Here is a 565-nt window from a genome sequence, read left to right on the forward strand (position 1 = left end):
GCTGCTGCTGCCGCTGGCCATGCCGGCCTACGTCACGGCCTACGCCTACACCGACTTCCTGCAGTTCAGCGGCCCGCTGCAGGTCTGGCTGCGCGAGAGCTTCGGGCTGGAAGGCCGGCTGCTGCCCGAGGTGCGCAGCCTGGGCGGGGCGATGTGGGTGTTCACCTTCTCCCTCTACCCCTATGTCTACCTGCTGGCGCGCACGGCGCTGTCGGAGCGCGCGGCGCACCTGATGGAGGCGGCGCGCCTGCTCGGGGCCTCGCCCGCGCGGCGCATCCTGTCGGTGGCGCTGCCGCTGGCGCGCCCGGCGGTGGCGGCGGGCGTGGCGCTGGTGTTGATGGAGACGCTGGCGGATTTCGGCGTGACCAGCTACTTCGGCATCCAGACCTTCACCGTGGGCATCTACAAGGCGTGGCTGGCCATGGACGATCGGCTTGCCGCGGCGCAGCTAGCCACCATCCTGCTGGTGCTGGTGGCGCTGCTGCTGCACCTGGAGCTGCGCGCGCAGCGGCGCATGCGCTTTGCCGCCGGCGGCGTGGGCCGCGCCGGCTCGGCCGAGGGCGAG

General features: G+C 72.7%; 1 protein-coding gene. It reads left to right on the top strand.

The genetic code is table 11. The features are described from left to right. The coding region (locus tag A612_RS06140) for an ABC transporter permease (RefSeq protein WP_019373639.1) at nucleotides 1-565 on the top strand (565 nt) is incomplete at both ends.

Source organism: Melaminivora alkalimesophila (assembly GCF_000282995.1).
GTDB lineage: Bacteria > Pseudomonadota > Gammaproteobacteria > Burkholderiales > Burkholderiaceae_C > Melaminivora > Melaminivora alkalimesophila.